The organism is Marinobacter sp. RI1, from assembly GCF_041155085.1.
GTDB classification, from domain to species: Bacteria; Pseudomonadota; Gammaproteobacteria; order Pseudomonadales; family Oleiphilaceae; genus Marinobacter; species Marinobacter nauticus.
Map to the genome: position 1 here is coordinate 3,026,644 of NZ_AP031605.1, position 25,091 is coordinate 3,051,734.

General features: G+C 60.0%; 27 protein-coding genes. 8 read left to right on the forward strand and 19 right to left on the reverse strand.

Going from position 1 to position 25,091, the window contains the following annotated elements; translation table 11 throughout:
* Positions 1–50: 50 nt before the first annotated feature.
* From ACAM27_RS13675 to ACAM27_RS13700, 6 genes are read left to right on the forward strand one after another with little or no spacing between them, the layout of a single operon-like run.
* Positions 51–1,013: a MoxR family ATPase gene (locus ACAM27_RS13675; protein WP_011785419.1), complete on the forward strand. Its 963-nt coding sequence runs from the start codon at positions 51–53 to the stop codon at positions 1,011–1,013.
* Positions 1,014–1,044: 31 nt separating this feature from the next.
* Positions 1,045–1,983, forward strand: coding sequence for a DUF58 domain-containing protein (locus ACAM27_RS13680; protein WP_222179995.1), 939 nt, complete (start codon positions 1,045–1,047; stop codon positions 1,981–1,983).
* Complete coding sequence (locus ACAM27_RS13685) at positions 1,980–2,447, forward strand: DUF4381 domain-containing protein (RefSeq protein ID WP_369612136.1); 468 nt, start codon at positions 1,980–1,982, stop codon at positions 2,445–2,447. The genes ACAM27_RS13680 and ACAM27_RS13685 overlap by 4 nt, the downstream gene beginning before the upstream one ends.
* Entirely contained in the window at positions 2,444–3,463 is a 1,020-nt protein-coding gene (locus ACAM27_RS13690) for a VWA domain-containing protein (protein ID WP_222534644.1), read from the forward strand. Before ACAM27_RS13685 ends, ACAM27_RS13690 begins: the two co-directional genes overlap by 4 nt.
* On the forward strand, positions 3,456–5,294 hold the full coding sequence (locus tag ACAM27_RS13695) for a VWA domain-containing protein (RefSeq protein WP_222534643.1): 1,839 nt from the start codon (positions 3,456–3,458) through the stop codon (positions 5,292–5,294). The genes ACAM27_RS13690 and ACAM27_RS13695 overlap by 8 nt, the downstream gene beginning before the upstream one ends.
* Entirely contained in the window at positions 5,288–7,030 is a 1,743-nt protein-coding gene (locus ACAM27_RS13700; RefSeq protein ID WP_222534642.1) for a BatD family protein, read from the forward strand. The genes ACAM27_RS13695 and ACAM27_RS13700 overlap by 7 nt, the downstream gene beginning before the upstream one ends.
* Positions 7,031–7,075: 45 nt before the next feature.
* Here the strand turns inward: ACAM27_RS13700 and ccmI are convergent, their stop codons facing one another.
* Genes ccmI through ccmA form a run of 9 tightly spaced genes read right to left on the reverse strand, consistent with a single transcriptional unit; the run spans position 7,076 to position 14,317 of the window.
* Positions 7,076–8,350: a c-type cytochrome biogenesis protein CcmI gene (gene ccmI / locus ACAM27_RS13705; RefSeq protein ID WP_222534641.1), complete on the reverse strand. Its 1,275-nt coding sequence runs from the start codon at positions 8,348–8,350 to the stop codon at positions 7,076–7,078.
* A gap of 33 nt (positions 8,351–8,383) precedes the next feature.
* Positions 8,384–8,866, reverse strand: a complete 483-nt coding sequence (locus ACAM27_RS13710) for a cytochrome c-type biogenesis protein (protein ID WP_011785427.1) — start codon at positions 8,864–8,866, stop codon at positions 8,384–8,386.
* Entirely contained in the window at positions 8,866–9,402 is a 537-nt protein-coding gene (locus ACAM27_RS13715) for a DsbE family thiol:disulfide interchange protein (protein ID WP_011785428.1), read from the reverse strand. The genes ACAM27_RS13710 and ACAM27_RS13715 overlap by 1 nt, the downstream gene beginning before the upstream one ends.
* On the reverse strand, positions 9,399–11,396 hold the full coding sequence (locus tag ACAM27_RS13720; RefSeq protein ID WP_011785429.1) for a heme lyase CcmF/NrfE family subunit: 1,998 nt from the start codon (positions 11,394–11,396) through the stop codon (positions 9,399–9,401). The genes ACAM27_RS13715 and ACAM27_RS13720 overlap by 4 nt, the downstream gene beginning before the upstream one ends.
* Positions 11,397–11,430: 34 nt before the next feature.
* A complete protein-coding gene (ccmE, locus tag ACAM27_RS13725; RefSeq protein WP_011785430.1) occupies positions 11,431–11,910 on the reverse strand; it encodes a cytochrome c maturation protein CcmE in 480 nt (159 codons plus the stop codon).
* A gap of 14 nt (positions 11,911–11,924) precedes the next feature.
* Positions 11,925–12,158 carry a heme exporter protein CcmD gene (gene ccmD, locus ACAM27_RS13730; RefSeq protein ID WP_011785431.1) on the reverse strand — a complete coding sequence of 78 codons (234 nt, stop codon included), beginning with the start codon at positions 12,156–12,158 and terminating at the stop codon, positions 11,925–11,927.
* A gap of 3 nt (positions 12,159–12,161) precedes the next feature.
* Entirely contained in the window at positions 12,162–12,905 is a 744-nt protein-coding gene (locus ACAM27_RS13735) for a heme ABC transporter permease (RefSeq protein ID WP_011785432.1), read from the reverse strand.
* A gap of 58 nt (positions 12,906–12,963) precedes the next feature.
* The gene (ccmB, locus tag ACAM27_RS13740) at positions 12,964–13,689 is read right to left on the reverse strand and encodes a heme exporter protein CcmB (protein WP_011785433.1); all 726 of its coding nucleotides are present in this window, start codon (positions 13,687–13,689) and stop codon (positions 12,964–12,966) included.
* Positions 13,679–14,317 (reverse strand): cytochrome c biogenesis heme-transporting ATPase CcmA, encoded by a 639-nt coding sequence (ccmA, locus tag ACAM27_RS13745; protein WP_011785434.1) that lies wholly within the window; start codon positions 14,315–14,317, stop codon positions 13,679–13,681. The genes ccmB and ccmA overlap by 11 nt, the downstream gene beginning before the upstream one ends.
* Positions 14,318–14,477: 160 nt before the next feature.
* Here ccmA and ACAM27_RS13750 point away from each other — a divergent pair, with 160 nt between their 5' ends.
* Together ACAM27_RS13750 and ACAM27_RS13755 are read left to right on the forward strand one after the other, a co-directional pair.
* A complete protein-coding gene (locus tag ACAM27_RS13750) occupies positions 14,478–15,842 on the forward strand; it encodes a flagellar hook-length control protein FliK (RefSeq protein ID WP_374730308.1) in 1,365 nt (454 codons plus the stop codon).
* Complete coding sequence (locus ACAM27_RS13755; protein ID WP_011785436.1) at positions 15,839–16,159, forward strand: EscU/YscU/HrcU family type III secretion system export apparatus switch protein; 321 nt, start codon at positions 15,839–15,841, stop codon at positions 16,157–16,159. Before ACAM27_RS13750 ends, ACAM27_RS13755 begins: the two co-directional genes overlap by 4 nt.
* Here the strand turns inward: ACAM27_RS13755 and ACAM27_RS13760 are convergent.
* The 10 genes from ACAM27_RS13760 to ACAM27_RS13805 form a co-directional block, all read right to left on the reverse strand.
* Positions 16,139–17,242 (reverse strand): AAA family ATPase, encoded by a 1,104-nt coding sequence (locus ACAM27_RS13760; protein WP_113878976.1) that lies wholly within the window; start codon positions 17,240–17,242, stop codon positions 16,139–16,141. The two genes, ACAM27_RS13755 and ACAM27_RS13760, sit on opposite strands and share 21 nt — an antisense overlap.
* The gene (locus ACAM27_RS13765) at positions 17,239–19,518 is read right to left on the reverse strand and encodes an ATPase, T2SS/T4P/T4SS family (protein WP_369612138.1); all 2,280 of its coding nucleotides are present in this window, start codon (positions 19,516–19,518) and stop codon (positions 17,239–17,241) included. The genes ACAM27_RS13760 and ACAM27_RS13765 overlap by 4 nt, the downstream gene beginning before the upstream one ends.
* Before the next feature lie 26 nt (positions 19,519–19,544).
* Complete coding sequence (locus tag ACAM27_RS13770; protein ID WP_011785439.1) at positions 19,545–19,937, reverse strand: DUF2802 domain-containing protein; 393 nt, start codon at positions 19,935–19,937, stop codon at positions 19,545–19,547.
* A gap of 62 nt (positions 19,938–19,999) precedes the next feature.
* Complete coding sequence (locus ACAM27_RS13775) at positions 20,000–20,488, reverse strand: chemotaxis protein CheW (RefSeq protein WP_011785440.1); 489 nt, start codon at positions 20,486–20,488, stop codon at positions 20,000–20,002.
* Positions 20,489–20,617: 129 nt separating this feature from the next.
* Positions 20,618–21,400, reverse strand: a complete 783-nt coding sequence (locus ACAM27_RS13780) for a chemotaxis protein CheW (protein ID WP_369612139.1) — start codon at positions 21,398–21,400, stop codon at positions 20,618–20,620.
* Positions 21,393–22,190: a ParA family protein gene (locus tag ACAM27_RS13785; protein WP_011785442.1), complete on the reverse strand. Its 798-nt coding sequence runs from the start codon at positions 22,188–22,190 to the stop codon at positions 21,393–21,395. The genes ACAM27_RS13780 and ACAM27_RS13785 overlap by 8 nt, the downstream gene beginning before the upstream one ends.
* A 21-nt stretch (positions 22,191–22,211) precedes the next feature.
* Positions 22,212–22,358 (reverse strand): hypothetical protein, encoded by a 147-nt coding sequence (locus tag ACAM27_RS13790; protein WP_157680627.1) that lies wholly within the window; start codon positions 22,356–22,358, stop codon positions 22,212–22,214.
* Positions 22,359–22,381: 23 nt separating this feature from the next.
* Positions 22,382–23,164: a flagellar motor protein MotD gene (gene motD, locus ACAM27_RS13795; protein WP_011785443.1), complete on the reverse strand. Its 783-nt coding sequence runs from the start codon at positions 23,162–23,164 to the stop codon at positions 22,382–22,384.
* A 19-nt stretch (positions 23,165–23,183) separates the two neighbouring features.
* The gene (locus tag ACAM27_RS13800) at positions 23,184–23,924 is read right to left on the reverse strand and encodes a flagellar motor protein (RefSeq protein ID WP_011785444.1); all 741 of its coding nucleotides are present in this window, start codon (positions 23,922–23,924) and stop codon (positions 23,184–23,186) included.
* Positions 23,924–25,069, reverse strand: coding sequence for a chemotaxis response regulator protein-glutamate methylesterase (locus tag ACAM27_RS13805; RefSeq protein WP_369612140.1), 1,146 nt, complete (start codon positions 25,067–25,069; stop codon positions 23,924–23,926). The genes ACAM27_RS13800 and ACAM27_RS13805 overlap by 1 nt, the downstream gene beginning before the upstream one ends.
* Positions 25,070–25,091: the final 22 nt, after the last annotated feature.

Genomic DNA, 25,091 nt, shown 5'->3' on the forward strand with positions numbered 1-25,091 from the left:
ACTGCGGCAATCACTTACGCAGGCATTCATACATCAAGAGCAGTTATTTCATGTCGTTACAGCAAACGTTCGGTGATCTCAGAGCACAACTGGCCAAGCGTATTATTGGCCAGGACAAACTGGTCGACCGGCTACTGATTGCCCTTCTGGCCGATGGCCATCTTCTGGTTGAGGGCGCGCCGGGGCTGGCCAAAACCACCGCGGTGAAAGCACTGGCCGACCATCTGGAGGGCGACTTCCACCGGATCCAGTTCACTCCGGATCTGCTGCCCTCTGATGTCACCGGCAGCGAGATCTACCGCGCCGAGACCGGTACCTTTGAATTCCAGCGCGGCCCCATTTTCCACAACCTGGTGCTGGCCGATGAAATCAACCGGGCACCGGCGAAAGTCCAGTCGGCCCTGCTCGAAGCCATGGGCGAACGCCAGATCAGTGTTGGCATGAGAACCTTTCCCCTGCCCAAACTGTTCATGGTGATGGCGACCCAGAACCCGATTGAACAGGAAGGCACCTACCCGCTGCCGGAAGCCCAGCTTGATCGCTTCCTCATGCATGTGGTGATCGACTATCCCTCTGCCGATGCCGAGCGTGAGATTCTGCACCTTGCGCGCAGCGACTACCGTCAGGGAATCCCGAACGTAGACATTCGTCTAACCCAGGAACAGGTGATGGCCGCCCGGCAGGCGGTTTCGGATATCTACATGGCGGAACCTGTGGAGCAGTACCTGCTGGCGTTGATTCTGGCCACCCGCGATGCCGCGACCCTGGACCCTGAACTGGCTCGATGGACCGCCTTCGGCGCCAGCCCCCGCGGCACTATCGCACTGGACCGATGCGCCCGGGCACTGGCCTGGCTCGATGGACGGGATTACGTGACACCGGACGATGTCCAGACCATGGCTTACGATGTGCTGCGCCACCGGATTCTGTTGACCTTTGAAGCCGAGGCCGAAGGCATGACCGCCGATTCCGTGTTGCAGAGGCTGATCGACCGGGTTCCGGTTGCCGCCTGAGGTGTTGCTGACAGGAGACCATCACAGCGTCATGGCAGATTCCAGCCCAGCCACTCTCATTACCCTGCCAGAGCTGGTGCGCCTGCAGGCAGATGCACGAGCTCTGAAGCTGCCATCGGTAAAACCGGTCCGGTCACGCCAGGCCGGGCTACGCCAGTCACGCCAGAAAGGGCGCGGAATGACGTTTTCCGAAGTGCGCCAGTACCAACCCGGCGATGACATTCGCAGCATAGACTGGCGGGTAACGGCCCGGCGCCAGGCACCACACACCAAGCTGTACGAGGAAGAGCGGGAGCGACCTGTACTGTTGATTGTCGATCTCGGGCCGACCCTGTTCTTTGCCAGTGCCGGCGCCTACAAACAGGTCCGGGGTGCCCAGGTTGCGGCTCTGCTGGCCTGGCTGGCACTCTGGGCAGGTGACCAGGTGGGGGGCCTGGTATTCAATGACCGGGACCTGGCCGTACTCCGGCCCGCCCGGCGCCGTAAGTCCGTCTTGCGCCTTCTGGATCACCTGGCCAACCACCAGCACCAGGGCAAAACACCACCGCCCCCTGCAACGGACTCCAGCCATGGGCTGGACACAGCGCTGGCAGAAGCCCGCCGGGTCACACACACCGGTTCCCGCGTTTTTATCATCAGTGACTTCATGAATATCACCGAGCAGACCACTACCCTGCTGGGCGCCATGAGCCGGCACAACTCGGTCAGTGCCATCCGCATTCAGGACCCGCTGGAAAAGGCACTGCCTTCTTCCGGCCGGTTTGCCGTTGCCGGCCCGGACGGCCCGATCTGGTTCGATGCCTCTAATCCTCGCTTCCAGCAGGCCTGGCAAGGCAAAATCGACGCCCATGAGCAACGTCTGGCCGACTGTTTTCGGGCATCCGGCGTGGCTTCTGCAACGCTGTCGACCGCAGAGGATCCGGCTAAGGCCCTGCGCCTGCTGCTGGGCCCGGGAGGTCGCATCGGATGAACCCTCAGGATCCCCTGGCACAACTTCGTGATATCCAGTTACCAGCTACCGGTGGTTGGTGGCCCCCGGCCCCTGGCTGGTGGCTGCTGGTGATACTGACGATTGCCGCTGTGTTGGCATTTGCGTGGCTGTGGCGCCGTGAGCGCCGAAAGCTTCGCTGGAAACGCAGCGCCTGGTCCGAACTGCAACAGCTTGAAACCAAGGCCCGGCCTGCGCCGGAATGGTTCGCGGCGCTCAATGCCCTGCTCAAACGAGCGGCACGGCAGAGCCATCCGGAAAAGCATCCAGAGGCCATGACCGGGCAGCAGTGGATCGACTTTCTCCTGGCAACCGCGCCGAAAGACCGCATCGCCTCCCGCCCCGTCGTTGAGGCCATGGTCACAAGCACCTGGCAACCACGGCCCGGCGCACAGACTGAACAGGCGCTGGCGTTCGCCAGAACCTGGTTGGAGGCCCAGTCATGATCAGTCTGGCTTACCCGTGGGTGCTGTTACTGGCATTGCTGCCGCTGCTGCTTGGTAACCGCAAGCGCCAGAGCGAACCGGTGGATGCTCCGGTCATTCCCGTCGGGCACTGGTTGTCCGGAATGCCGGGCGTGAGCTCCCGGGGAAGATCAACGCCGCTCTGGCGCCAGCTTCTGCTATTGCTGGCCTGGCTGTGCCTGGTGGTAGCCCTGGCCCGCCCTCAGCATGTTGGCGAAGAAATCCAGATGCCCGTAACCGGCCGCGATCTGATGTTAGTGGTCGATATTTCTCCCAGCATGGACGAACAGGACATGGTGCTTCAGGGCCGCAGCATCAACCGCTTGCAGGCGGTGAAACGGGTGCTGGATGATTTCATAGACCAGCGTGAGGGCGACCGGCTGGGGCTCATTCTGTTCGGCACCGAACCTTACGTTCAGGCGCCACTGACCTTCGACCGGGAAACGGTACGGACCCTCCTGTTCGAGGCAGGCCTGGGCATGGCAGGCCGGGCCACCGCCATCGGGGACGCCATCGGATTATCGGTGAAACGTCTGCGCGAACGCCCGCAGGAACAGCGAGTGGTGATCCTGCTGACAGACGGGGCAAATACCGCTGGCCAGGTCAGCCCGGACAAGGCCACGGAAATTGCCCAGGCAGCCGGCGTGCGGCTTTACACCATCGGCATCGGCGCCGATACCATGATCCAGCGCGGGCTGCTGGGTTCAAGGCGGGTCAACCCCTCAAGGGACCTTGATGAGGAACTGCTCACGCGCATGGCAGAACAGACCGGTGGCCGGTATTTCCGGGCCCGAAGCCTGCCAGAGCTGGAAATGATCTACGACAGCATCAATCAGCTCGAACCGATAGAACAGGAAGGCCAGTTCTACCGGCCGGTGACAGAACTCTACGCCTGGCCGGCCGGCATGGCCGCCGGGCTTTGGCTGCTATTGATTGCCCTGCGACTGGCATCCAACCGCTATCAGGAAAACACCGCTACGGAGGCTGGCCATGGCTGACTTCCATTTTCTGCGCCCCTTGTGGTTAATTCTGTTGCTGGCGGTTCCGGTCCTGTTTATGGCCCGACATCAACTTCGCCAGGGTGAGACCGGATGGGCCCGATACATCCCCACTCACCTGTTACAGCCCTTGATTCGTTCCCGAACCAACGAGACCACTGGCACCACCCGATCGCCCCTGTTGCCCCTGAGTCTGGCTCTGGTTTTGCTCGCAATTGCCCTCGCCGGCCCAAGCTGGCGACAGGCACCCACCCCCCTGAAACAAACCCAGGACAGCCTGGTCATTCTTCTGGATCTGTCGCTTTCGATGCTGGCCACCGACGTAGAACCAGACAGGCTGACGCTGGCCAAGCGCAAGGTCCGCGACATCCTCACGCAGCGAAAAGGCGGTTTGACGGCGCTGGTGGTTTACTCCGGCGACGCCCACACGGTAACGCCACTTACCGGCGACACCCGCACCATTGAGGCCATGCTCAGCGTGCTGGCCCCCACCATCATGCCTGCCCAGGGCAACCGCGCCGATCTGGCCGTGCGTCAGGCGGTCGACCTGCTGGACCAGGGCGCACCGGGCCAGGGTCGCATACTGCTGATCTCCGAGGCGGTACCGGAACAGCAATACAGTGCAATCCGTCAGCAACTGGCAGATACTCCCTATCCCCTGAACACCTTGGTGGTGGGCACCCGCGAAGGCGGTCCCATTCCCCTGGCAAAGCGCGGATTCATTCGGGACAACGGCAGGATTGTCATCAGCCAGGCCGAACCAGACTCCCTGGCCCAACTGGCCAGCATCAACGGCGGAACCAGCCACGAACTGACCCTGGATGACCGGGATATTCGCGCCCTGGCCCTGGAGCCATCACAAACCGATGAATGGCAGAACGAACAGGACGGCATGACCGTTAATCGCTGGCAGGACGACGGCTACTGGCTGCTGTGGCTGGTGCTGCCGTTACTCATTCTGGGCTGGCGTCGGGGAGCCTTTGCCATTCTGGCCTTCGCGCTGATTCCGCTGGCAGGCGCTCCGCGCCCGGTTCAGGCTCTGGACTGGGGCAGCCTGTGGCTGCGAGAAGACCAGCGTGGGCCAAATCTTATCCAGCAGGATCCGTCCAGGGCCGCTACCATTCTGGAGCAGCCGGGTTGGCGCGGCTCAGCGCTCTATCGCGATGGCCAGTACAGTGACGCTGCGGAAGCCTTTGCCAATCAACCGGGGGCCGCCGGCGACTACAACCGGGGCAACGCCCTGGCCCGGGCCGGCCAACTGGAACAGGCCATTGACGCCTATCAACAGGCACTGGAACAGCAGCCGGATTTCGAAGATGCGCGCTTCAACCAGCAACTGGTTAAGCAACTCCTGAACCAGCAACAGAAGTCTCAGGGCGAGGGAGAAGGCGACAACAACCAGGAAAGCAACGATCAGAATCCCGGACAGCAGAATGGCTCCAGCGGCCAGGGCCAGGGCAATGACAGCCAGGACAGCGCCAGGCAGGATTCTGCAAACAACAATGGCGAGAATCAGGATCCCCGGCCTGGCGAGCAACAGCAGCCCTCCGAGAACGGCGAAAGTTCACAGGATAACGCCGGAGAGACACAACCAGAGGACGGCTCACAGGAGCAACAGCGGAATGCCCAGGCAGGCCCGGACGGGCCTGCCGGAGAGCGCCAGAGTGGTGCCAGTGCGCCCGCCGAAATATCAGAACAGCCCCTGAGCCAGGGCCAGGAACAGTGGCTGCGCCGTATACCGGACAACCCCGGCGGGTTACTGCAACGCAAGTTCCTGCAACAGTACCAACAACGACAGACAACACCCGATGAGGGCGACACACCATGGTAACGCGCGTTCTCTCCCTTGCCGCGACACTCATTCTTTTGCTCCTGTCAGCCGTCAGTCACGCTGCCGACAGACTGGTGGTGGAACCGGATCGAACCCAGCTCTACGAAGGTGAGGTACTGACCCTGACCGTCAAGGGCTCCATGAAAATCGACATTAATCTGAGCAATTTGTTCAGCTTCGATCTGTCACAGTTGCCTTCGCCAGATATCGAAAAGGTCGAGCCGGATTTCGAAATCCTGGCCCGCAACCAGCGCTACAGCGTGCAAACCGTCAACAACGAAATGGTAGGCGAAATAACCTGGACCTATCAGCTCGCCCCGACCAGCACCGGTACACTGACAATTCCCGAACTGACGTTCAAGGATTCCATTTCCGACCCGGTCGACATCGAGGTTATTTCCGGCACCCCTCCGGATCAACCGGCGGCCAGCCGTGACAGCTTTATCGAGCTGTCCGCAGACAAGGCGGAAGTGTACGTTCAGGAACAGCTGGTACTGACCATACAGTTGTTCTTCTCCGGCAACCTGATCCGGGGAGAGCTGTCGGAGCCTGAGCACCCGGACGCCATCATCGAGTCACTGGGCAAACAGCGTGAGTTTACCCGCTATCGCGACGGAATCCGGTATCGGGTGGTTGAGCGGCGTTACGCCATCTTTCCCCAAACACCGGGCACTCTCAGCCTGGAGCCTATCCGGTTTGAGGGCCAGGCCAGGGATGCCTCGGGCCAGTTGCGCTTCCTTCGCGACCGGCAGCAACTCTATGACGTTCCGGTCAAACCCGTACCTGCCGGATATCCGGACAATCAGCCCTGGTTACCAGCACGAAGTCTGACCCTGAGCGACGAAGGCCTGCCCTCTACCCAGGAACTCGCCGTCGGCAGCAATCTCAGCCGGAAAGTGACCCTACAGGCGCTAGGATTGCCCGCCGAAGCCCTGCCGCCTATATCCCGGGAGCTACCGGACGCCATCCGCAGCTACCCGGAACAGCCCCTGCGCAATACCGAAACCACTCCGGAGGGACTTCGCGCCACACTGCAGCAGGTGACCGCCCTGGTGCCTGTCCAGGCGGGCGAAACCACCCTGCCCGCGCTTCGTGTACCCTGGTGGAACACCGACACCGACCAGTTGGAGCACGCCGTGTTGCCGGAGCGCCGTTTCCGGATTACCGGCGATAACGCCACCTCCGCGCCGCCCGCACAGATAACGGACGATTCAGCGGGGCCCACAGGTTCACCGGTAACCCCGGAGACAACCGAGGGCTCAGAACCATACGGAAACCGCCTCTGGCTTTGGGCTACGGTTGTGTTTGCGGCCCTTTGGTTGCTGACCCTGGCGCTCTGGTGGCGGGCTCGTCAAACCTCAGCACCGGGCTCCAAAGAACCCGTCGATGGCGGCATCGACAACGAACGTGAAGCGTTTGAAGCACTTCAGGCTGCGGTCAAACGAGGCTCCGGGGAAACGTCTACGCTGCTGCTGCGCTGGGCCCGACTGCGCTTCCCAAGGCTCTCATTTGATTCCGTTTCGGATCTGTTCAAACTGACAGAAGACCGCGCACTGAAAACCGCCTTTGACCGCTTTCAGGCCGGACTGTATTCGGGCCAGCACCATACCCACGAAGAGAATGCGAGGCAACAACTGCAACAGGCACTGGATAGCCTGCGCCGGAACACCGCCTGGGACAACGAAGCGTCATCGCCAGACCTACCGCCGCTGTATCCCGCGTCTCTCTCGCGCTGATTCCGGCCCAGAAAAAAGCCCGTCGAAGTGACGGGCTTTTCAATTTCAGTTGGTCAGTTCCTGGTTAATCACCAACTCGACAGGTGGTTCCGCTTCCGCCGGGGGCAGCACCTCTGCCTCAACCCGGCCTTCCCAGTCTCCCGGCTGCGGATTAACACTGCCTGAGCGGCTCAAACGGGCGACCACCACCACATCTTGCTGTGCAGAAATCGCAGATTCAGGGGACATGGCATAACGATCATCCAGCCGGATCTCGGCGGGCAAATCGCCGGCTGTCATCCTGGCAACAGCAACCGGCGCACCGCCCGCCGCAGCCGCTGGCCGCGCAAAGATGAACAGCACGGTATTGTCAGCCACTTGCTGGCGCAAACCTTCGTCCAGCGATACCCGTAAGGACACGCCCGGTCCAGCAGCCTGCTGAGGCTCGGAGGCAACTCCCTCAGGCGGGGTCTCGCCCAGGCGTCGGTAGGCCTCCTCGATACCTCCACGGATGGCCCCGAGCTGTGGATGGTCCGGCGCTACCTCGGTAATACGCTGCCAGTATTCAATGGCTTCCCGGTAGTTTTGCTGACCGAAGGCATTGATGCCCATCAGCCCCAGTGCATTGACCTCATCCGGGTTCAGGGCCCGGGCAGCCGCAATGGCATCGGTAACCGCCGGGGTCATCTCGCCTTCGCTGGCAAAATAGTTAGCCTGTGCAGCCAGCCCCAGGGCCACCGCGCTGGCGTTTCGGTCCTCGGATACCACATCGGCAAGACGGCGATAGGCCTCGGCCGCTTGCTCATAGCGCTCAAGACGCATGTAGGTCTGCCCCAACATCGCCCAACCATCGGCATTGTCCGGGCTTTCTTCAAGTCGCTTGCGCAGTTGGTCGGCCAATTCCGCCATGCGGGCCGCCTGGTCGCCCTGCGTGGCACTCATTTCCTGCATCGCAAGGAACTGCTCCACCTGATCCATGGAACCCCATTCCTGATACCCGAAATAGGTGCCCACCGGTAATACCAGGATCGCCAGCAAGGCGACAACCATGGCGCTACGCCGCCCGGGTACTCGTCGCTGGGTAACGGGCTCCTCCGGTACATCATCGAGCATGGCGCCCGCCAGCTCTTCCTTCAGCTGCTTGTAGCTCTCGTCATCCAGTATGCCGGCCTCGTGCTCGTTCTCCAGCTCTTTGAGCCGGGTGCGGTAGGCCAGAAGATTCTGATTTCGCAGATCCGCCTCCAGGCGAGCCCGGGGTTTATGGAAAAAGACTGGATAAAGCACAAAGGCCAGGGCCACCAGAATGAGTACGGTCCCGGCAATCCAGAAGGTATCGGTCATGGAAATATCGTCACGTCTCGAAATGAATGGGAGTTATCGGCGATCAGCCTTGTCACTTTGACTGGCCAGAATTTGCTCTGCCCGGGCGCGGTCTTCCGCACTCAGGGGCGGTTCGTCTTCACGTTTGCGGGCACGCCACACCACACCGGCCACAATCAGAAAACCGCCAATGGTGGCAATCGCCGGAAAGGCCCAGAGTAGAATGGTGCGGTTATCCACCGGCGGTTTGTACTGAACGAACTCGCCGAAACGGTCGACCAGAGCACCGACGATCTGTTCATTGGAGGCCCCATCCTGCATCATGCGGTAGACCTCGTCTCGCATATCCTTGGAGATCGGCGCATTGGAATCGGCGATGTTCTGGTTTTGACACTTGGGACAGCGCAATTCAGAGATCAGTTGCTGATAACGCTGTTCTTCAGCCCTGGTATCAAAGTCATAGACTTCTGGCACCTCGGCAATTGCCGGCCCCGAGAGCATCATCAACACGGCTAAGAAAGCAGGCAACAAACGCATCAGCTGTTCCCCCTGGCCTGGGCAATAACAGGCAGCAGCACTTCATCCCAGACTTTCTGATTCACTACACCTACGTGGCGATAGCGCACCACACCATCCGCGTCGATAACAAAGGTTTCCGGGGCGCCGTAAACGCCCAGGTCAAAACCCAGCGTTCCCTTGGGGTCAAAGATGATCGTCTCATAGGGGTTGCCCAGCCGGTTCAGGAAGCGGAAAGCGTTTTCCCGCTGATCCTTGTAGTTCAAACCCACAATGCGAACGCCCTGTTCCCGGGCCAGATATGTCAGGTATTCGTGTTCATCCCAGCACGAGGGGCACCACTCGGCCCACACATTCAACAGGGACACCTCACCCTGGAACACGGAAGGATCCAGCTGAACATCCGGATTATCCAGAGCTTCCAGGCTGAATTCGGGAACGGGCTTGCCGACCAGCACGGATTCCAGTTTGGTGGGGTCCTTGCCCAGGCCGGCAAACAGGAATACCCCCACACCGACGGCAATCAGCAGCGGCAGAAACAGCAACACCCGCTTCATGAGGACGCCTCCGCCACTTTACCCGGAGCTGCCGGCTCGCCGCTTTTCACCGCTTCCTCGTCGCGCACACGGATGCGGTAGCGCTTGTCAGCAATCGCCAGGAAACCACCGATGGCCATCACCAGCGAACCGAGCCACAACCAGCGCACCAAAGGTTTATATTGCAGGCGGATAGCCCAGGCATCGTCACTGATGCGTTCACCAATGGCCACAAACACATCCCGGAACAGACCGGCATCAATATCCGCTTCGGTCATCACACTCATGCCAACCGGATACTGCCGTTTTTCCGGATGCAGGTCGGTCACCAGCTCCCCATCCAGGTAGACATTGAAGCTGCCGTACTGGGCGGTAAAGTTGGCACCACGACGCTCACCGATGTCAGTAAAGACAATCTCGTAATCCCCCACCATGGCGCGGTCACCCGGCTGCATGCGCACATCACGCTCGATGCCGTAGTTGGAAACCACCGTCGCACCGGCCATTACCATAGCAAGCCCCAGGTGCCCGAGCACCATGCCCCAGTAACTGCGAGACTGGCGCTTCAGGCCATGCCAGCGCCCTTTGCGGGATGTCGATTTATCCCAAATATCCCAGACGGTGGCAACAGTCACCCACATGGCGGCAAACACACCCAGGAAGGCCCAAGGCGCAAACCCACCGTAACCGATCATCACCGCGGCACTGGCGATCAGGCTGACCGCCAGCGGCCACAGCAGTTTTCGGGCCAGCCAGCCGCCGTCGGTTTTCTTCCAGCGCGAGAAAATCCCCGCGCCCAGCAGCAAACCGGTTGCCACCGCCAGCGGGCTGAAGGTGGTATTGAAGAACGGCTCACCAATGGATAGCTTGCCAAGATCCAGATAATCCAGCACCAGCGGATAAAGTGTGCCGATGGCCACCAGCATTGTGGCAGATACCAGCAAGACATTGTTCAGGAGCAGGAAGATTTCCCGGGACAGGGAACCATAACGGGAGCGAACATGCACCACTGGTGCCCGGAAGGCATAGAGGGTCAGGCTGGCCAGAATGGTAATGCCCAGCAGCGCCAGCAGGAAACTGCCTCGCTCCGGATCCGACGCGAAGGCATGGACGGAGGTGAGCACACCGGAACGAACCAGGAAGGTACCCAGCAGGCTCAGTGCGAAAGTGACAATAGCCAGCAACACGGTCCAGCTCTTGAAGACCCCGCGTTTTTCCGTGACTGCCAGCGAGTGCATCAAGGCGGTACCCGAAAGCCAGGGCAACAGGGAGGCATTTTCAACCGGATCCCAGAACCACCAGCCGCCCCAGCCAAGCTCGTAATAGGCCCACCAGCTGCCCAGAGCGATGCCCACCGTCAGGAAGGACCAGGCAACCGTGGTCCAGGGGCGCGACCAGCGAGCCCAGGCCGCATCCAGCCGGCCATTGATCAAGGCCGCAATGGCAAACGCAAAGGCCACCGAGAAACCGACGTAGCCCATATAGAGCATGGGCGGGTGCATGATCAGGCCGATGTCCTGCAGCAGCGGGTTCAGATCCTGTCCATCTGCCGGTACGTTCGGCAGCAGGCGGTCAAACGGGTTGGAGGTCAGAATGATGAACAGAAGGAAGCCAACGGAGACCATGCCCAGAACCGACAACACCTGGGAGACCATCACCGAAGGCAGTTTCCGGCTGAAGATGGCCACGGCCAGCGTCCAGCCTATGAGCATCAGTATCCACAAGAGCAACGAGCCTTCGTGCCCACCCCAGACCGCACTGAACTTGTAGTACCAGGGCAACATGCTGTTGCTGTTGTTGGCTACGTACGCGACCGAGAAATCATCCACCAAAAAGGCATGGGTGAGGATGGCAAACGCCAGGGCGGTGAATACAAACATGCCGGAGGCCAGTGGCCGGGCAAATGCCTGCAGACTGTCACGCCCGGTCAGAGCGCCCGCAAGCGGCACCACGGAGAGAAGTACTGCCAGCAGCAACGTAAGAATCAGTGCGAGCTGTCCGAGTTCCGGATACATCGGGTTTCTCCAACGTCAGAAATGAATTGAGCGCTCAGTACGCCGTGGTTTCCGCTGCCTTTTCCACATCCGCAGACTTGTGCTGCCCTTTGGAAGAGCGCTCCAGCGCCTCGGCCACTTCCGGTGGCATATAATTCTCATCGTGCTTGGCCAGTACCTGATCGGCCACGAACACGCCCTGTTCGTTCAGACGCCCCATGGCCACAACGCCCTGCCCTTCCGCAAACAGATCCGGCAGTATGCCCTCATACTGTACCGGCACCGACGCCGCATAGTCGGTCACCCGGAAGTTCACCTTCAGACTGTCGGTATCCCTCGACACACTGCCCTCTTCAACCATACCGCCGGCGCGGATCCGGACGTCAACCGGCGCGTTACCCGCTGCAATTTCCGTAGGATCGTAGAACAGGTTGATGTTCTGTCGGAGGGCATAGGTGGTCAGGCCTACCGCAATGGCGATACCGGCCACCAGAAAGAGCACAATGGTCAGTCGTTTTTTTCGGATCGGATGCATGGATTACCTGCTGTTTATTCCTGGGAAACTTCGACACGGGCGAACGTAGCGGCCTGTTTTGGCCGGGCACTGGTGCTGCTTTCCTGCTGCTGGTAACGGCGTTTGCAGCTGGCCATAACCGCCTGATGATGCCGGGACGACCAGATCATCAGCCCCACCAGCAGAACGGCGAACACGGCATAACAGGCCCAGACATAGGGACCATGGCCTTCCATTGCGATAAATGCTGAAAAGGAATCAAACGCCATCGGTCAGCCTCTCCCCGCCATCACCAGCTCTTTCACCCAGCGGGTTTTCTGCTCCCGCATAACAATTTCGGTTTTCATGCGCAGGCACGCCAGCCAGCCAAACAACAGGTAAAGCCCAAGCACCGAAAGCAGCAACGGAACCCACATCTCGACGGGCATTGAGGGCTTCTCGGTAAGCTTGAACGTAGCCGGCTGATGCAGTGTATTCCACCACTCCACGGAGTATTTGATAATCGGGATATTCACCACCCCCACCAGCACCAGCACCGCCACCGCCCTGGCGGCGGATTTCTCGTCATTGATGGCCCGGTCAAGGGCGATGGCACCGCCGTAGAGGAAAAGCAGAATAAGCATGGAGGTCAGCCGGGCATCCCATACCCACCAGGTTCCCCAGGTCGGCTTACCCCAGACGGCACCGGTAAATAGCGACAGAAAAGTAAACACCAGGCCAACCGGCGCCACGGCCTTCACGAAGACATCCGCCAGCTTCATACGCCAGACCAGCGTAACCACGGCGGCGGACGCCATCATGATGTAAATGGATTGGGCGAGAAAGGCAGTGGGAACGTGGATAAAAATGATGCGATAGCTGTTGCCCTGCAGATAGTCTTTGGGAGCAAACGCCAGCCCCCAGACCAGGCCGGCAAGGAGCAGAATGATACCGATCGCCAGCAACCACGGCATAAACCGGGTTGCAATCCCGAAGAACCATTTGGGAGAACCCAGTTTGTGAAAGAATTGCCACATCAGTTGGTCACCATCTTCACTGTTATCGTTTGGTTGGTTGCCGGCCCCAAAGAACCGATCAGCTGTTCGAAAGACTGATTCTCAGGGCCGCTGCCGAGGCGAAAGGCGACAGGGTTACCGCCAGAACCAGAAACGCGCCCATCAGAGCCAGGTATCCGCCAACCGGCGCGCCTTCAGCTGCCGCCGCTACCGTGCCGGTACCAAAAATCAGCACGGGAATGTACAGCGGAATGATCAGCAGTGACAAGAGCACGCCTGCCGAGCGCAATCCCAGGGTCAAAGCTGCGCCAATAGCTCCGATCATGCTCAGTACCGGGGTGCCGATCAGGAGCGTTAGACACAGAATTGCAATAGAGTTCCCGTCCAGGTGCACCATAACGCCTAAAACCGGCGCTAACAGCACCAGTGGCAGGCCCGTCAAAACCCAGTGTGCGGCTGTTTTGGCCAGCACCAGCAGGAACAGAGGCTGAGGCTGCAGTACCAGCTGCTCCAGGGTCCCATCGTCAAAATCGTGACGAAACAGATGGTCCAGCGACAGCAACACCGACAGCAAAGCCGCTACCCAAAGGATACCGGCTCCGGACTGTTTCAGAAATGCCACTTCCGGGCTGACTCCCAGGGGAAAAAGGGTTACTACCATGATGAAAAACAGCAACGGGTTCAGCAGATCCTGCCGCTGCCGGAAAGCCACCCGGACATCCCGGGCAAAAACTGCCGCCATGGCGGCTATCGGGCCAACCGATTCAGACACCGGCTTCAGTGCCGGCCGCCGATCAGCATTCATGCACACCTCCGGCACCCAGGGTGATGCTTTTCATACCCGGCAACTGGAGTTCATGGTGGGTCGTCACTAGCACCGCCCCCCCTTCCGCGGCACGTTGCTGTAGCATCGACTCAATCGCTCGGACACCGTCTGCATCAATCGCAGTAAAGACTTCGTCCAGCAGCCAGAGTGGCTCGTCGGCAATCAGCAACCTGGCTAATGCCACACGGCGTTGCTGCCCGGCAGACAGATTCCGGCATGGTACGTTTTCAAATCCTGCCAGCCCGGTACCTGCCAGTGCCTGAACCAGCACCTCGTCGCTCACCTCCCGACGGCCGGCCATCAGCGCTTTCAGGTTCTCGACCGGGGTAAGCAATGGTTTGATGCCGGGCCGATGGCCAATGTAAAGGGTGTTACGAAGAAAAGACTCGCGTTGCCGGGCCCTGGGCTCGCCGCACCACAGCAATTGACCCGACCAGGCGTCGTTCAGGCCAGCAAGGATTCGCAGCAATGTTGTCTTACCGGTACCGTTGGGGCCCTCGACACGGGTAACCGTACCGGGCAGTATGGAAAAGGACAGATTCTGGAACAACAGGCGCTCGTCCCGTTCACACTCAAGATCTATCGCCTGTAGTAACGGCTCGGACATCAGGGCTCCGTTTCAGAGCGATGGATGCGCAGCAGGCATCAGGTGCATGTAATGAAGGACACACGGGTGCCAACATGAAATCAGGGCATTCACTGCCAGCGCGGCGTATTATAACGAAAGCGCCAGCATATTACTCTTGCCCGACATCAAATCGACACCAATGAAACTGAACGGCGGACCACCACCCTTACCCCCGAAACAGCCCGCGCCGGACCAGCCCCCCCGGAGTCCGGCCACGGTTACTCCCGGCACCAGCACGGCGCCCGGGGCTGCGCTTTCGGCCAGACAACAACTGGCCCAGTTACAGCTGGCTGATCGGGAGACAGCGTTGGCCAAAGTGGCCGAGATCCTGAGGCAGAAAGGCGGGGGCCATGAGCTGTTGCTGGAACTGCGCGGACAATCCCTGAAAGTCGCTGCCGGCAATCAGCCACCGGATCTGTCCGTGGGCGATCTGATCAAGGTCATGCGGGCCGGTAACGAATTGCAGCTGATAGGCAAGCTGGCGCCGGGCCAGGAGAGTGCCGTTGCCCGGGCCCTGGCCCAGCGACTACCCTGGCAACAGAGCCTTCAGGCTGGCCTGACACAACTGTTCAGTGCCATGAGTCAGGGCCTGAAACTGCCACCCCCACCCGGGCAATTGCCATCTACCACCAGCGCACAGCCTCTGCCAGTGCCCGCACAGCAGGCCTTGCAAAAGCTGATCAACCAGTTACCCAAGGCTGACGCCCTGGCGCCAGGCGCCGGCAAGACCGAATCCATGGCCACTCAGGTGCGGCAGTGGTTGTCTGAAAGCGGCCTGTTTTCCGAGGCTCGATTGCTACAGACCGGCCCTTCCGCCGCCAGCCAACCGGATCTTAAACTGGTACTCGCAAAGGTGGTGTCGGCTTTGCTCACCAGCCAGAACCAGGGGCCGGAGCAATTCAACCGGCTGCCCCCCCTGGCCAGCCAGGATTTGCTACAGGCCCCATTACAGTTTCCCAGGGCACCAGCGCCCGCGGCCTCTCAGAACACCGGGGAACCTGCCACGGTCGGGCAGACCCTGCGACTGCTTGCAGGCATGTTGAACCGGATTACGGTAAACCAGTTGCACAGCCAGACCTTGAATGCCAGGGCCGGCGGCGAACCTGGCGTGCCCGTGAACACTCTGCTGATTGAACTGCCATGGTTAACGCCGCAACAGGAACCCCGAACGGCACAATTGCGACTGGAACAGTACGCACAGGAGAAAGACGGCAACAAACGACCGGAACGGACCAGTGCCAGTGAGTGGCGACTGTCCCTGTCTATGGATCTGGACGATGCGGGCCCGCTGCATTTCGATGTCACCTTTCGGCCGCCGTCCGTGAGCGCTATGGTCTGGGCTGAAAATCAGGCCACGCTGAGAACCGTGCATCGCGAGCTGCCGCTGCTGCGCCAGAGCCTGAACGACCTCGGGCTGGAAGTTGCTGACCTCGATTGTCGCAGGGGCAGCCCTCAGCAGATGCAAACCCGGCTGGAGCACCGATTGGTGGATACCAAGGCATGACCGAAAACGCACAGAACAATATCCCGGCCGCAGTCGCCCTCAAGTACGACGGTGAACGGGCACCGGTTATCTCGGCAACCGGCACGTGGGAACTGGCCGAGGAAATCATCCGGATTGCCCGCGACAACAATGTTCCGTTGTACGAGAATGCCGAGCTTGCCGGCATTCTGGCGCGTCTGTCGCTGAATGAAGAGATTCCGGAAGAGTTGTACCGGGTGATCGCGGAGATTCTGGCGTTTGCTTTCCACATCCGGGGCCGGACACCCGGAGATGCCCGGCCAGAAGAAGATAACCCGTCAGTGGATCAGGGAACGTAACGCCCAGGCCTGTTGCCAATGCTCACCTTTGCGTGGCGCCACAGTGGTATCGAAGTAATGCTTCAGGCGTCGGCGGTCCTCCGGCTGATCCTTCAGGGCCGAGCCTATAACGTGGTGCATCATGTGTTCAACGGTCATGGCGCCGCCACCGTAATACCACGCATTCAGGCTGGCGGCGTGGGCCACGGATACGGCCTCGGCGGTGGACAGGGCCGCCCCTGCCAGCCGGTCGGTGCTTCGCCCGTCCAGAGTCTGCCCGTTACGCAATTCGTGGAAGATGGTCACCAGCACTTCCACCACCGACTGCTCCAGCGCCACATCGATTCCGGCACGCCGGTTGGCTCTGGCCACTTCCCGAAGAACCACATCGATCTCATCGTTCAGGTGCCGTATCGGCCGGATTTCCTCAAAGTCCATCCGTCGTTTCAGGGCCGCACTCATGCTGTGAACACCCTCATCAACACTGTTTGAGGTGGCCACCAGGTTAAAGCCTTCCCGTGCCAGAATAACGCCGTCTTCCCCCGGCAATTCCGGGATCACCACGACCCTGTCGGACAATACAGACAGCATGGCATCCTGCAGCGCCTGCGGGCAGCGGGCGATTTCTTCAAACCGGACCAGTTGCCCCTCCATCATGCCCCGCAACAGCGGGGTTGGCACCAGCGCCTTTCGGCTGGGGCCCTCCGTGCGAAGCAGCGCTTCATTCCAACTGTAGAGCAACTGACTGACCTGGCTGATGGCACCGCCCTGCAAGGTCAGCGTGGAATTACCCGATATGGCCGCAGCGAGCAGCTCCGACAGCCAGGATTTGGCCGTACCCGGCTCCCCCACCAGCAAGCATCCCCGGGACGTACACAGGGAAATGATGATCCGGACCACCATAGCCCGGTCGGCGACAAACTTACGCTCTATACCCAGTTTTTCATCGCCCAACAGAAACTTCTCGACGCCCCGGGGCGACATCAGCCAGCCAGGAGGCATCGGGCCCGGATCCATGGACATCAGTTTGTCCAGTTCCTCGCGATAGGTTACTTCTGCCGGCTCGCGCTGGGCTGCCTTGTTCTTGGATCTGGTATTTTTCATCCGATACTCCTGCGGCCACCACGAACTTCCGGAGCCATGCGCTCCCTGGGCAGAATGCGGGGCAACTCAGCCAGCGGAATGATGCCCTCGATGACATGATCCAGGGCACTATCCCGCATGGTCACGAGGCCGGCATCCAGCGCTCGCCAACGCAGCTCACCAATGGGAGGCTGACTGGAGATGGCATTACGGATGTCCGAGTCCACCTCCATGTACTCCACAATCGCAACCCGGCCCTGGGTACCCCGGCCGTTACACTTGTCGCAACCCTCCCCTTCAAAACACCGGAAATCCGCTGGCGCACCGTCCGGGAAAACCTCCGCCAGAATGGCAGGATCGGGCCTGGCCGGCTTGCGGCAATGCTTGCAAATTCGCTTCGCCAACCGTTGCGCAATCACTGCCAGCAATTCGCCGGCGATGGAGTTGGGATGAACGCCCAGGTCGTAAAGTCTCTGCAGGGAATCCACGGCGTCATTACAGTGCAGCGTGGAGAGCACCACGTGACCGGTCTGAGAGGCGCGAATGGCTTCCAGTGCGGTCTCCTGATCCCGGATTTCACCGACAAGGATGACATCCGGGTCTTCCCGAACAAACGCCCGCATGGCATCGGCAAAACTGAATCCGATTTCAGAACGTACGCGGGTTTGCTGGATGTTGTCGATGGAGTACTCAATGGGATCCTCCACGGTAATCACCTTACGGCGGCCATCATCAGCCAGGGTCTGCAGGCCCGCATAGAGTGTGGTGGATTTACCAGATCCGGTCGGCCCGACCACCAGCACCAGTCCAGCCGGGTTATCCAGCAGGCGCTGATAACGGAAACCAATGGCCGATGACATCCCCAACTCAGCGATGGTCATTGCTCGACCGGTTTGCGGCAACAGGCGGATAATCGCATTCTCACCGTGCAGTGAGGGCTGGGTCTGGATCCGCAAATCGTAGGAGGTGTCTCCGAGCTGCAGCCTGGAACGCCCACCCTGAGGCAACCGGTGCTCAGCGATATTCAACTCCGCCCGGAGCTTGATGACGTTGATAACGCCACGAATTTCCCGGGCAGACAACTGGTATTGCGGTAAATCGTGCAGATCGCCATCCACCCGCAAGCGAATACGCACCCGGTTCTCATACTGTTCGATATGAATATCGCTGGCCTTCTCGCTGACGGCATCCAGCAGAATAGCCTCATACACAGACACCAGATACGGGCTGATGTGTTTGTTGCTGTCCTTGCCGAGCAGATCCTTGCCCGATGTATCCGGTTTTTCGGTGCTGCCCACCGACACGCCATGCTCCGCCACAAAGCGGCTGCCTTTGACAGTCAGATCCAGCGCCGACCAGATCCGCCGGAAGTCCGTCGGTGTCACCAGCAGACAGACAATTCGATGCTTGGGTGTCAGCCGTTCCATCTGATCGGTGCGTGCATCCGGGTCGTCGGTGACCACGGTCAACGTGCTGTCCTCTTCCGACACCGGGATCACGCGGGAGAGATCCAGAAAGGTTCGGGAAAAACGCCGGAACAGGTCCGTATTCAGATGACTGAGTACGTCATCACCATCGGTAAACGTCATGCCCCGCTGCTGGGCAAGAGACCGGTAGAGATCAATCTCTTCCAGATTCAACCGGCGACGCAGGACATCCAGTACCCGTTCGTTTTTGGTCGCCGCCTCGGTGCGGGCATCCGCCAGTGCCGCTTCGGAGACCACGCCAAGATCAATCAGAATCTGTTCAGAGTTACGGTTGAAATCCACCCAGCCCAGGGTTCTGACCCGCTCCAGCTTGTCGCCCCTGCGCTGGAACATGGCGACACTGGGCACCGGCCCCGCCCGACCCTCCAGGCACACCAGGTTCCCGCCCTCGCGCAGGTTCGGCAGAAGCGCCTTGGGATCCTGGATGAAGGTCGTACACAGAATCAGGTCACAGGGCGCGTCCAGTTCCAGCCCGGTATCTGCCGAGGCCTGAACAACATCCACATTATGGACGCCGTGCTTGAAAAAGCGCTCGCGGGCTTTTTCCACCAGTGCCGGGTTGCGGTCAACATAAACCACCCGGTGAGCCAGATCCGCCAGCACGGCGGTCACATAACCTGAGCCGCCCCCAACGTGCATGACGACCTGGTCAGGCTCGATCTCTGGCATCAGGCTCAGCAGGTGGCGAACCGTTTCTTCTCTGGGTATTGAGTGGCCGGTGATGGAGGGGACGAGATCGGCACCAGAAACAAAATCAGGGCGGGAAACAACAGCGAGGGCCTCAACGGCCCTCTGATAGAGCTTCTTCATTCAGCAGCATCCGATAAAACGCCAGATCAGGCCGCCTGTCGCCGCTTCAGGGCAGATACCAGTTCGGCCTCCGGACGGGAAATTCCGCAGGTATTCATAAGATCGTCGATATCCGCGCCAAGATCAACCAGTCGCGCGGCTTCGTCGTAGGAAATTCGCAACGGATCATTCTGCCGCATTTCTTCCAGAGTGTTCTTGAGCTCATGAATCTGCCGCTCACAGGCTACCAGGCGCTGCCCCACGCCGAGGCTGCCACTGGTAGTGGCATGCAGTTCACGGCCAAGGGTATCGCAACGCTGCTTGACAGAAGCCTGTAAGGCCCGGATACGCCGGCCATGGATAACACCCTGAACCAGAACCAGAGTGATGGCTGCAGCGGTCAGGCCCCAGGGGAGCCAGGAGGGAATGGTGAAACTCATAATGGACGTCTCCGTTGTTGGTGACCACGGGAGACGTCCATCACTGCGCTGTGAAAAGCCGGTTACAGCGACGCGATTTCAGCCCACTCGTGGTCTGACAGCATCTTGTCGAATTCGACGAGAATGATCAGCTCGCCGTTCTTGTTGCACACGCCCTGGATGAACTTGGCACTTTCCTCGTTCCCCACGTTCGGTGCAGTTTCAATTTCACTGGCCTTGAGATAGACCACCTCTGCCACAGAATCCACCAGAATGCCCATCACCTGGCTGGACGACTCCATGACCACAATCCGGGTGGCATCGGTCACTTCCGCGTCCGCCAACCCGAACCGGCGACGGGTATCGATGACCGTAACCACGTTACCCCGCAGGTTGATGATCCCCAGCACATAATCCGGGGCTCCGGGAACCGGCGCGATTTCCGTGTAACGCAGCACTTCCTGGATCTGCATCACGTTGATGCCATAGGTTTCGTCATCCAGGCGGAAAGTCACGTACTGCAGTACCTGATCGTCCTGGGCCTGATTTTGCTGTCCGCTCGGGGATGCCATAGCACTCTCTCCTTCTCGGCTGCCCGGCGGGCAACCTGATCGTCAAAAATTCATCATCAGTGCCCAATACTATAGTTAAGGGCACAAACCGTGCCAGCCTCACACGGTTTCATTGAGTAACGGACCTGTTTAACTCAGATCCAGATGGTGTTCACGCTCTGCCCGCACCAGCAGATGCGCCATGGTGCGCACATCGATCAACGCACACATGTGGTCAACCACGGTGCCCGCCAGCCAGGGGCGCTTGCTGCGCGCTGTGCGCCAGCGCACTTCATCCGGTCGCAGCGTGAAAGACTGGGCCACATCGTCACAGGCCAGCCCCCACTCACTGTCATCCAGCCGGATCACAAACCGGTAATTGTCCCGGGCACCAGCCGGTACCCGGCCAGCCATAATCCACTCGGCGGTGTCCACAACCCGCAGGTTGTGGTCCCGATCCGGCCGTATCCCCATGTACCACCGGGGACTGCCAGGAATTGGCCGGATCTCTTCTTCAATACGATGAATGGCGCCCAACAGAACCAGCGGCACCGCCAACTGCAGCCCGGCCACCGTAAAAATCAGGCACTCGAACGGCTCTTTCGACCAGTCCGGGCGCGCCGGTGGCACCTCGCCATCGTTGCCCGGGGCCGTGACCGGCGCCTCCGTCTGAACCGGCTCCGGCGCTTTCTGTTCCACCACAGGTGCCTGAACGATTGGGCGAGGACGGGCTCTGGTGACAGGCTTTGCTTCGGTTTTTACCGGTTTCGGCGGCTCCGGCTCCGGCTCCGGTTGCGCCTCTAACGCCTCCGGCTCAGGCTGTACCTGCTCTTCCTGCAACGCAGTGCTGGTGGCGGTGTGCAGCAACTCATCCAGATAACTGGCAATGGCCGCTTCCGGCGCAGCCAGTTGCGTCATTTTTCTGTCAGCCATGCTGACGCTCCTTCACCGAACCGGTTCGCTTCAGGAGGTCGTCCAACAAATGATCGTAGGCCCGGACACCGTGGGTTTCCGCATCCAGTTGCGAGGGAATAACCCCGGCCTGGCTGGCATCCCGGAATTTGGTATCAACCGGTACGGCGAAACGCCAGAGGGTATCCTGATAGGTCTTGCGCAACAGATTAAGGCTCTTGACCGAAGCCTGCGTCCGGCGATCATAGAGTGTGGGAACGATCATGTACGGTAATTCGTTCTTCTGGGAGCGCATGATCATTTGCAGGGTGTGCAGCATTCGTTCCAGGCCCTTGATGGCCAGAAACTCGGTCTGTACCGGAATCACCAGGTACTGGGCAGCGGCCAGTGCATTCACCATGAGCACACCCAGTGACGGCGTGTTGTCGAGAATCACGTAGTCAAAATCATCCCACAACTGGGCCAGGGCACGGGAGACAATCAGCCCCATACCCTCAACGCCAATCATCCGACGCTCCAGGGTGGCCAGTGCAGTACTGGCAGGCAGCAGCGACAGCCCGGGGCAACCGGTATCGGTGATCAGTTGCGCCGGCAGGCCTTCAGGAACCTTGCCCTGATGCTGAAACAGATCAAATACGCTGTGGGCGATGGTATCCGGGTCATAACCAAACCAGCTGGTCAGCGATCCGTGCGGATCCAGATCAACCACCAGCACACGCTTGCCACGTTGGGCCAGCAGTCCGCCCAGGGCGACCACAGAGGTTGTCTTCCCCACTCCACCTTTTTGATTGGCTACAGCCCAGATACGCACGTTTTGTTCTCCGGTAACGGCTCAGCCTGGCGTCATGCGCCGGCCTCTGTTCAACTTATCGGCAAGGATACGGGTAACTTGAAAGCCGAATCGATGGTTTTGCGGCAACCCCTTGCCGATTCGGACGATGAACAACAGGTAATACAGGAAGTGTGCCAGCTCAGCCATACGCATCTGCCACCTGCAGGTGATCAGCGCACCGCCCCCCGGATGCTTGCATCCCGGGAGATCAGCAGAACCACCCGGCGGTTACGCCGCCGGCCCTCCTCGGTGTCGTTGCGGGCCACGGGCTGGTATTGACCATAACCCACCGCTGCCAGGCGCTCTGGCTCGATGCCCTCCATCATCAACATCCGGGCGACAGCCGCTGCACGGGCGGTCGAAAGTTCCCAGTTGGACGGAAAGCGGCTGGTACGAATGGGTTGGTTATCGGTAAAGCCTTCCACCTTGACCGCATTGTCGCGGTTGCGCAGTACACTGGCGATCTTTTCAATGACTTCAAAAGAGTCGTAATGGGGCTCAGCATCACCACTACCAAAGAGCATGCTGTTCGGCAGATTGAGTTCAATCCACTCGCTGCTGGTTTCCAGACTCACCACCCCCTGATTGATCAATTCGTCGAATTCCATGGCAAGCTGGTTGGCCATGGTTCGCAAAGCCTCGGTGCGGCCCTCGGCATCCAGCTCCGGATTACGGGGCGCCTCGGTAACCGGCGGCGGAATAACATCTTCATGCTGTTGTTGCGGCGCCCGGACCGGCTGGCCGCCCACGGTGACCGGTTGTAATGAGCGCTGCGGGGCGTTAAAGACACCGGTGAAGGTTTCCGACAGCACCTTGTACTTGCCCTCATTCACGGACGATACCGAGTACATCACCACGAAAAAGGCAAACAGAAGCGTGATGAAATCCGCGTAGGAAATCAGCCAGCGTTCCTTGTTGTGGAGATCATCCTGGGGTGGTCTGCGACGGCGCATAGGAAGCCCTGGCCCGGAATTACTGCAGGAAGCCCCGCAGTCTCAATTCGATGGATTTCGGGTTTTCGCCCTCGGCAATGGCGATAATGCCATCGATCATCATGTCCTCATAACGGGTGCGTTCCTTGATGATGCCCCGCAATTTATTGGCCACCGGAAAGAACAACAGGTTGGCCAGGGCAACGCCGTAGATGGTCGCCACAAAGGCCGTGGCGATGCCGCCACCCAGTGATTGGGGATCTTCCAGATTGGTCATGACCTGAATCAGGCCCATCACCGCGCCAATAATACCGATAGTGGGGGAATACCCACCCATGGCCTCATAGACTCTGGCCGACTCCAGATCGCGCTGCTCCCGGGTTTCCAGGTCGACTTCCATGATACTGCGAATGGACTCGGGCTCGGCACCATCAACCAGCAACTGCAGCCCTTTCCGGGCAAACGGCTCGGGCTCTCTCTCCGCAAGCCCTTCCAGGCCCAGCAGGCCCTGTTTGCGGGCTTTGACGCTCCAGTCGATGACCTTGCCAATGCCATCTTCCAGCGAGATGTAGGGCGGAATAAACACCCAGCGAACCTGACCGAAGGCACGCTTGAGCATCGGCCAGGAGGTTTGCAGGATGGTCGCCGCCAGAGTTCCGCCCACCACGATCAACCCGGCCGGGCCGTTGAACAGCGAACTGACAGCGCCTCCTTCCAGCAGATTGCCACCCAGGATGGCCACGAACGCCAGGATGATTCCGAGCAGGCTCAGAATATCCATCAGCTCACACCTTCAACCAGCCGCGCGCCAATATCCTCCAGCGCCAGAATCTCGTCGCTCAGTCCGGCTTTGGCCACAGCCATCGGCATGCCATAGATGACGGAGGATTTCTCATCCTGGGACCAGATCACGGAACCGGACTGCTTCATCATCCTGCAGCCTTCCTTGCCGTCGGAACCCATACCAGTGAGGATCAGGCCCAGGGTTTTGCCTGGGAAGCTCCTGGCCAGAGAGCCGAAGGTAACATCCACACAGGGTTTATAATTCAAGCGGTCATCGCCCGGAAGAATCCGCACTTTTGCCTGCCCGCCGCGACTTTCAATCATCATCTGCTTGCCACCGGGCGCCAGCAGGGCCAGTCCCGGACGAAGCACGTCGCCGTCCTCGGCCTGGCGCACCTCAATGCGACACAACTTGTTGAGCCGCTCGGCAAAGGCCGGAGTGAAGCTGGCGGGCATGTGCTGAACCAGCACAATAGGCGCGGGAAACGAAGCCGGTAACGCCGTTAGCACCTTTTGCAGCGCAACGGGGCCACCGGTGGAAGTGCCGATGGCTACCACACTGTAGTGCCTGGCGGCCGTTTTTCTGGCGGGTTTACGAACCGGCTCGGAGCTCGCAGGGTCTTTACGGGGTTCCGTCGTTACCGGGCGGTGCAGGCGCGAACCGGCGCGCTCGACAGGTTCACGGCGAGGTTCCGCAGCCGGTGCCGCCGGCCTCGGGGCCACAGGCGCCGATCGGGCGCCCGGGCGGCTACCAGCCACATCCAGAATACGCTGGATAAGGATTTTCTGAAGTTGACTGGTGTCCCTGGCAATTTCCTCGAAGTTCTTGGGCAGGAAATCCACTGCCCCGGCTTCCAGGGCATCCAGGGTAACGCGGGCACCTTCATAGGTCAGGGACGAGAACATCAAAACCGGGGTGGGATGTTTGCGCATGATCTCGCGCACGGCAGAGATGCCGTCCATCACCGGCATCTCGTAATCCATGGTGATCACATCGGGGCGCAGTTTTTCTGCCAGCTCGACACCTTCCCGCCCGTTGGTGGCGGCGCCTACCACTTTAATCTGGCCCGAGGCCGTCAGGATTTCCGTCAGCCGTTTGCGAAAAAAGCCCGAATCATCCACGACCAGGACAGAAACTGTCATCCATTTCTCCTACACAATCCCG

Bases quoted from the DNA above. Each gene is read 5' to 3' on its own strand.
- ACAM27_RS13675 (WP_011785419.1), top strand. From the start codon at position 51: ATGTCGTTACAGCAAACGTTCGGTGATCTCAGAGCACAACTGGCCAAG.
- ACAM27_RS13680 (WP_222179995.1), top strand. From the start codon at position 1,045: ATGGCAGATTCCAGCCCAGCCACTCTCATTACCCTGCCAGAGCTGGTG.
- ACAM27_RS13685 (WP_369612136.1), top strand. From the start codon at position 1,980: ATGAACCCTCAGGATCCCCTGGCACAACTTCGTGATATCCAGTTACCA.
- ACAM27_RS13690 (WP_222534644.1), top strand. From the start codon at position 2,444: ATGATCAGTCTGGCTTACCCGTGGGTGCTGTTACTGGCATTGCTGCCG.
- ACAM27_RS13695 (WP_222534643.1), top strand. From the start codon at position 3,456: ATGGCTGACTTCCATTTTCTGCGCCCCTTGTGGTTAATTCTGTTGCTG.
- ACAM27_RS13700 (WP_222534642.1), top strand. From the start codon at position 5,288: ATGGTAACGCGCGTTCTCTCCCTTGCCGCGACACTCATTCTTTTGCTC.
- ccmI (WP_222534641.1), bottom strand. From the start codon at position 8,350: ATGACCGATACCTTCTGGATTGCCGGGACCGTACTCATTCTGGTGGCC.
- ACAM27_RS13710 (WP_011785427.1), bottom strand. From the start codon at position 8,866: ATGCGTTTGTTGCCTGCTTTCTTAGCCGTGTTGATGATGCTCTCGGGG.
- ACAM27_RS13715 (WP_011785428.1), bottom strand. From the start codon at position 9,402: ATGAAGCGGGTGTTGCTGTTTCTGCCGCTGCTGATTGCCGTCGGTGTG.
- ACAM27_RS13720 (WP_011785429.1), bottom strand. From the start codon at position 11,396: ATGTATCCGGAACTCGGACAGCTCGCACTGATTCTTACGTTGCTGCTG.
- ccmE (WP_011785430.1), bottom strand. From the start codon at position 11,910: ATGCATCCGATCCGAAAAAAACGACTGACCATTGTGCTCTTTCTGGTG.
- ccmD (WP_011785431.1), bottom strand. From the start codon at position 12,158: ATGGCGTTTGATTCCTTTTCAGCATTTATCGCAATGGAAGGCCATGGT.
- ACAM27_RS13735 (WP_011785432.1), bottom strand. From the start codon at position 12,905: ATGTGGCAATTCTTTCACAAACTGGGTTCTCCCAAATGGTTCTTCGGG.
- ccmB (WP_011785433.1), bottom strand. From the start codon at position 13,689: ATGAATGCTGATCGGCGGCCGGCACTGAAGCCGGTGTCTGAATCGGTT.
- ccmA (WP_011785434.1), bottom strand. From the start codon at position 14,317: ATGTCCGAGCCGTTACTACAGGCGATAGATCTTGAGTGTGAACGGGAC.
- ACAM27_RS13750 (WP_374730308.1), top strand. From the start codon at position 14,478: ATGAAACTGAACGGCGGACCACCACCCTTACCCCCGAAACAGCCCGCG.
- ACAM27_RS13755 (WP_011785436.1), top strand. From the start codon at position 15,839: ATGACCGAAAACGCACAGAACAATATCCCGGCCGCAGTCGCCCTCAAG.
- ACAM27_RS13760 (WP_113878976.1), bottom strand. From the start codon at position 17,242: ATGAAAAATACCAGATCCAAGAACAAGGCAGCCCAGCGCGAGCCGGCA.
- ACAM27_RS13765 (WP_369612138.1), bottom strand. From the start codon at position 19,518: ATGAAGAAGCTCTATCAGAGGGCCGTTGAGGCCCTCGCTGTTGTTTCC.
- ACAM27_RS13770 (WP_011785439.1), bottom strand. From the start codon at position 19,937: ATGAGTTTCACCATTCCCTCCTGGCTCCCCTGGGGCCTGACCGCTGCA.
- ACAM27_RS13775 (WP_011785440.1), bottom strand. From the start codon at position 20,488: ATGGCATCCCCGAGCGGACAGCAAAATCAGGCCCAGGACGATCAGGTA.
- ACAM27_RS13780 (WP_369612139.1), bottom strand. From the start codon at position 21,400: ATGGCTGACAGAAAAATGACGCAACTGGCTGCGCCGGAAGCGGCCATT.
- ACAM27_RS13790 (WP_157680627.1), bottom strand. From the start codon at position 22,358: ATGGCTGAGCTGGCACACTTCCTGTATTACCTGTTGTTCATCGTCCGA.
- motD (WP_011785443.1), bottom strand. From the start codon at position 23,164: ATGCGCCGTCGCAGACCACCCCAGGATGATCTCCACAACAAGGAACGC.
- ACAM27_RS13800 (WP_011785444.1), bottom strand. From the start codon at position 23,924: ATGGATATTCTGAGCCTGCTCGGAATCATCCTGGCGTTCGTGGCCATC.
- ACAM27_RS13805 (WP_369612140.1), bottom strand. From the start codon at position 25,069: ATGACAGTTTCTGTCCTGGTCGTGGATGATTCGGGCTTTTTTCGCAAA.